The organism is Sulfitobacter sp. UBA4523 (genome assembly GCF_002388305.1).
GTDB lineage: Bacteria > Pseudomonadota > Alphaproteobacteria > Rhodobacterales > Rhodobacteraceae > Sulfitobacter > Sulfitobacter pontiacus.
Window position 1 is genome coordinate 1 of the sequence record NZ_DGMH01000013.1, and the last position, 5,108, is coordinate 5,108.

Annotated in this window: 3 protein-coding genes; 2 read left to right on the forward strand and 1 reads right to left on the reverse strand. The window is 60.9% G+C overall.

Annotated features, from left to right (window positions below; translation table 11 throughout):
- Positions 1 to 171 precede the first annotated feature (171 nt).
- On the forward strand, positions 172 to 3,243 hold the full coding sequence (locus tag B3849_RS02325) for an efflux RND transporter permease subunit (RefSeq protein ID WP_286779768.1): 3,072 nt from the start codon (positions 172 to 174) through the stop codon (positions 3,241 to 3,243).
- Between the two features lie 9 nt (positions 3,244 to 3,252).
- On the opposite strand, the gene B3849_RS02330 is transcribed toward B3849_RS02325, so the two are convergent.
- A complete protein-coding gene (locus tag B3849_RS02330) occupies positions 3,253 to 3,909 on the reverse strand; it encodes a TetR/AcrR family transcriptional regulator (RefSeq protein WP_114865445.1) in 657 nt (218 codons plus the stop codon).
- Positions 3,910 to 4,242: 333 nt separating this feature from the next.
- Between B3849_RS02330 and B3849_RS02335 the strand changes: the two genes are divergently transcribed.
- On the forward strand, positions 4,243 to 5,108 hold an 866-nt coding region (locus B3849_RS02335; RefSeq protein WP_286779769.1), incomplete at its 3' end, for a C4-dicarboxylate TRAP transporter substrate-binding protein.

The following is a 5,108-nucleotide window of genomic DNA, read 5'->3' on the forward strand; positions in this document are numbered from 1 at the left end:
GCGCCGGACCGTGCGTCTGGGCCTTCCCGTCGATAACGAGATCGTGGTTCTGGAAGGTCTCCAAGGCGATGAACTGGTCGTCTCCGGCGGGTGGTGGCGGCTTCGCGACAATCAGACCGTGACGGTTGCGGGGCTCTGATCCCGCCCCCTTGACAGGACACGAACAAATCCATGGCATTCAGCATTTCCGGCGCAAGCATCCAGAGGCCCGTGGCGGTCTGGCTCCTCATCCTTTTTTGTCTTTTGGGCGGGTATTGGGGGCTGAACACCGTGGGCCGCCTTGAAGACCCGAGTTTCACGCTCAAGACCGCGCTCGTGTTCGTGCCGTATCCCGGCGCGACAGCAGTCGAGGTCGAGGAAGAGGTCTCGGACGTCATCGAAAACGCGCTGCAGCAGATGAAGCAGCTTGACCGGGTCGAATCGAAGTCGATGCCGGGCATGGCGCAGATCACGGTCGAGATCGAGGGCACCTATGGCCCGGATGAGATTCCGCAAGTCTGGGACGAGATGCGGCTGCGCATCAGCGACGTGCAGGGCGACCTGCCCCAGGGCGCGCGCGCACCCATTGTCAACGACGATTTCGGCGATGTCTACGGCATGTTCTACGCGGTGAAAACCGAAGGTCTCAGCCCGCGCGAGGAGCGGGATCTGGCCACGCGATTACGGCTTGGGCTGGTGACCGTCGACGGCGTTGCGAAGGTTGAGGTTCAGGGCCTTACGGAAGAGACGATCACCCTCTCGATCCCGTCCGCGCGCCTGACGGAATTGGGCCTGCCGCCAAACCAGGTTCTGGGCGTGCTGAACGATGAAAACCTCGTTTTCAACAATGGCGAGATCACCGAGGGCCCCGCCCGCATCGGCCTGTCCGTTCCGCCGGGTTACGTGACCCCCGAGGGGATCGAACAATTACGGCTTGGCGCGGCCGGAGAGGTCGGACAGGTTGCGATCCGTGACATCGCCCGCGTCTCCCGCGACGAGGCGGAACAGCCGAGCCAGGTGATCCGCCACAATGGCACGGCAGCCTTCACCCTCGGGGTTTCGGCGTTGACGAACCGCAACGTGGTCGAAGTTGGTTCGGCGGTCGCGGCCCGGCTTGAGACGTTGAAGGCCGACTTGCCGGACAGCGTCGAGATCACGCCGATCTACGAACAACACCGCGTCGTGGACGAAGCCAACAACAGCTTCCTTTTGTCTCTTGCCATGTCCGTGGGCGTGGTGATCGGGGTGCTCGCCTTGTTCATGGGGGTCCGCGCCTCTGTTGTTGTGGGCGTATCGCTTTTGCTGACCGTGCTGGCCACGTTCTTCTTCATGTATCTGTTCGGCGTCAAAGTTGAACGGATCAGCCTTGGGGCCTTGATCATCGCAATGGGGATGCTGGTGGATAATGCCATCGTCATTGCCGAGGGTATGCAACAGGAAATGCGCAAGGGGCGGCCCTCGGTCGCCGCTGCGGATACAGCGGCGCAGAATACGCAGATCCCCCTGCTGGGGGCCACGGTCATCGGGATCATGGCGTTTGCCGGGATCGGTCTGTCGCCTGACGCCACGGGCGAATTCATGTTCTCGCTTTTTGCGGTGATCGCGATCTCGTTGTTGATGTCGTGGGTCGTGGCGGTGACTGTGACGCCTTTGCTGGGGCACTATATGCTGAAGATCGGCGGGCTGGCGGATGACGACAGCGGGTATAACGGCCCGATTTTCCGCAGCTATGGCAATCTTGTCCGGCTGGTGCTGCGGTTCCGCTGGCTGGTGTTTGTCGGCCTGATCGGCACCACGGTGGCCTGTGTGATGATCTTTGGTCAGGTCAAACAGCAGTTCTTCCCTGCGTCCAATACGCCGCTGTTCTACTTTGAATACAAGGCGGAGCAAGGCAGCTCTATCCAGTCGACCTCCCGCGATCTTGCGGTGATCGAGGATTGGCTGCTCGCGCGCGATGACGTGGACACTGTGACGACGACCATCGGTGCCGGTCTGACGCGCTATGTTCTGACCTACACGCCCGGGGACAGCGACCCTTCGATCGGGCAGCTGGTGGTGCGCGCCACTTCGGCTGACGCAATCCCCGCCCTGCGCGCCGAGCTTGACCAGTTCGCGATCAACGCGCTGCCTTGGGCAGAGGTGCAGACCAAGCGGATCATTTTCGGTCCCGGTGGCGGGTCGGATATCGAGGCGCGTTTTTCAGGGCCAGACCCCGAAGTGCTGCGCGATCTGGCCGATCAGGCAGAGGATATCCTGCGTGACGCGACCCCGCTGCTGCATACCGAACATGTCGATTGGCGCGAGAAAGTGCTTGTGACCCGCCCTGTCTATGCCGAGGACCGTGCGCAGGCCGTGGGCATCGGGCGCAGCGATGTGGCGGATGCGATTGCCCTGTCGACCAATGGGATCACCGCGGGCACCTACCGCGAACGGGACCGGCTGATCGACATCATCGTGCGGGTGCCACGTGCGGAATCCGCGAGCAACGGGCAGCTGCCCGACCAGATCGTCTATTCCGCTGCGCTCGGGGACTACCTGCCGCTGAGCCAGGTGATCGACGGGTTCAAGGTCACCGCCGAAAATGCGGTGATCGAACGGCGCAACCGCGTGCAGACGATCACGGTACAGGCCAACGTCATCGAAGGCGTCACCCCGCCCACCGTCTTCCCGCAGATCCGCCCGCTGATCGAGGCGATCGAGCTGCCGGTCGGCTATACCCTTGAATGGGGCGGAGAGTTCGAGAACGCGGGCGACGCGCAGGCTTCGCTTGGCAAGCAGATGCCGCTGAGCTTCGGGACCATGTTGCTGATCACCATTCTGCTGTTTGGCAAACTGCGTCAGACGGCGGTGATCTGGACCATTGTGCCCATGGCGATCAACGGGGCGGCACTGGGGCTGTTGTTCTCGGGGTTGGCGTTCAGCTTTACCGCGCTGCTGGGGCTGCTGTCGCTGTCGGGGATGTTGATCAAGAACGCCATTGTTCTGGTCGAAGAGATCGACGTGCAAAAAGAAAACGGCCTGAACCAGCATGACGCCATTGTCACCGCCAGTGTCAGCCGTTTGCGCCCTGTGGTTCTGGCGGCGGTCACAACGATCCTCGGGATGGTGCCGCTGCTGGCCGATTCGTTCTTTGCCGCGATGGCGGTGACGATTATGGGCGGTTTGGGCTTTGCCTCTGTTCTGACGCTGATCGGTGTACCCGCGCTATATCACACCTATCTCGCGAAAGAGCGGCGCGCGGATGCGGCGGCCAAACCGGCCTAGGAAAACGGATTATGCCGTGGTGCCATGCACCACGGCATGCGCCAAAGCACGGGCCAGCGCGTCGCGCTCCCCCTCGGATTGATCGGGACGGATACGGTACCAGTCAACCAGCCCGTTCAATGCCCCCATCAACGCACGGCTGGCGATTTCGATGTTGGGCACGTCCAACTCCCCCTGTGCCACACCCGCGCGCAGCACCTCGCGGTAGAGATTTTCATAGTCGTTGCGCAGGGTAATCAGCTCGCGCAGCACGGCGCGCTCGGCTTCGGTGGTGGAGCCGCGCAAATAGACCTCTACGCCCAAGCGGATACTGCGCTGATAGGGCAGCGTATCCATCATCACCCGCGCATGGGCATGGGCCATCAATTCGAGCTTGCTGATGTTGGAAGTATCCAATGATATCAGCGGAGTAACCGCGTCAAAACAATATTGCATCGCCTGTCGGTACACCGCGAAATAGATCGCGTTCTTGGACCGGAAATGGTGGTACACCCGCCCTTTGGTCGCGCCCAGAACATCGGCGATATCGTCCATCGTCGCCTTGTCGAGCCCCTTGAGCATAAAGCACTGCGCCGCCGCCTCGATGATCTCGCGGCGGCTGTCATGCTTGGGCGCGGCCCCCTCGGTGGCGTCCGTCAGCGTGTCGTCATCGATGTGTTCGTCCATTCGGTTCAGCCTTTGACAGCGGGTGCGCAGTAAAGAACGGGGGGGTTTGCCCGTGTAGCGTGAATACTGAGCCGAAAAAAACGGTTGTGACAAGCCGTTGCGTCACCGGACCCCCCGTAATTATCCGTTAGCGCACTTACATCACCGACAGCTATTGACACCTGCGCGCCCTGTTACGAGAGTAACATACTACTCGGAATGTTGGACCGTCAAATCATAGGCTCAACACATCAGACCGTGGGAATGGACGGTGTGCCGAGTACCGAAAATCAAGGGGCAACCACGCGTTTTGCGCGGTTATTTGACCCTAAATATATGTTTGGGAGGACATACATGACTTATAAATCATCCGTCGCAGTCACCGCATTGGTCGCTGCTGTTGCCATCGCCGGTCAGGCCAGCGCAAAAGAGCGTCTGAACTTTGCCTACGGCTATCCGAATAACTCTGCCATCGGTCTGGCCGTGGACGCCTATGCCGAAGCCGTGGCCGAACGCTCTGATGGTGAAGTCGACGTGACCGGTTTCGCAATGTCGCTGCTGAGCCTGCCTGAAACCTCGCCCGGTGTGCGCGACGGTCTGGCGGATGTCGGCTTTGTGCTGCCGCCCTACTATCCTGCGGAATATTCCACCAACCTCTTCCTGCACGAGATGAACCTGCTGGTGAACCTTGTCGAAAAACCCACAGGTAAAGAGCCGCTGGCCTTCACCGGCGCGATGGTCGAATACACCTTCACCAAATGCCCCGAGTGTCTGGAAGAATATAGCGCACAAAATCAGGTCTATACCGGCGGCGGCGTGACACCGCTGTACAACCTGCTGTGCAAGGACGTCAAAGTCACCTCCGTCGAGGATCTGAACGGTCTGCGTCTGCGTGCCGGTGGTGCGGGTTTCGTGCGTTTTGCCGAAGCTTTCGGCGCCCAAGGCGTGCGTCTGCCCGTTTCGGAAGCCTATGAAGCGCTGGATCAAGGCATCATCGACTGCGCCATGTTGTCCGCGCCCGAGCTGACAAACTACAACCTGCACGAGGTCGTCACCGACATCACGCTGGCCGTACCGGGCGGTGTCTTTGCGGGCGTTTCCTCGGCGAACGTGAATGCGGACCGCTGGAAGGGCATGGACGACGCAGCGCGCGAAGCCCTGCTGTGGGGTGGCAGCCAGATGACGGCGCATACCACATGGAACTTCTACACCGACGATGC

Excerpts from the sequence above, each read along its gene's own strand:
- B3849_RS02325 (WP_286779768.1), top strand. The coding sequence starts at position 172 with ATGGCATTCAGCATTTCCGGCGCAAGCATCCAGAGGCCCGTGGCGGTC.
- B3849_RS02330 (WP_114865445.1), bottom strand. The coding sequence starts at position 3,909 with ATGGACGAACACATCGATGACGACACGCTGACGGACGCCACCGAGGGG.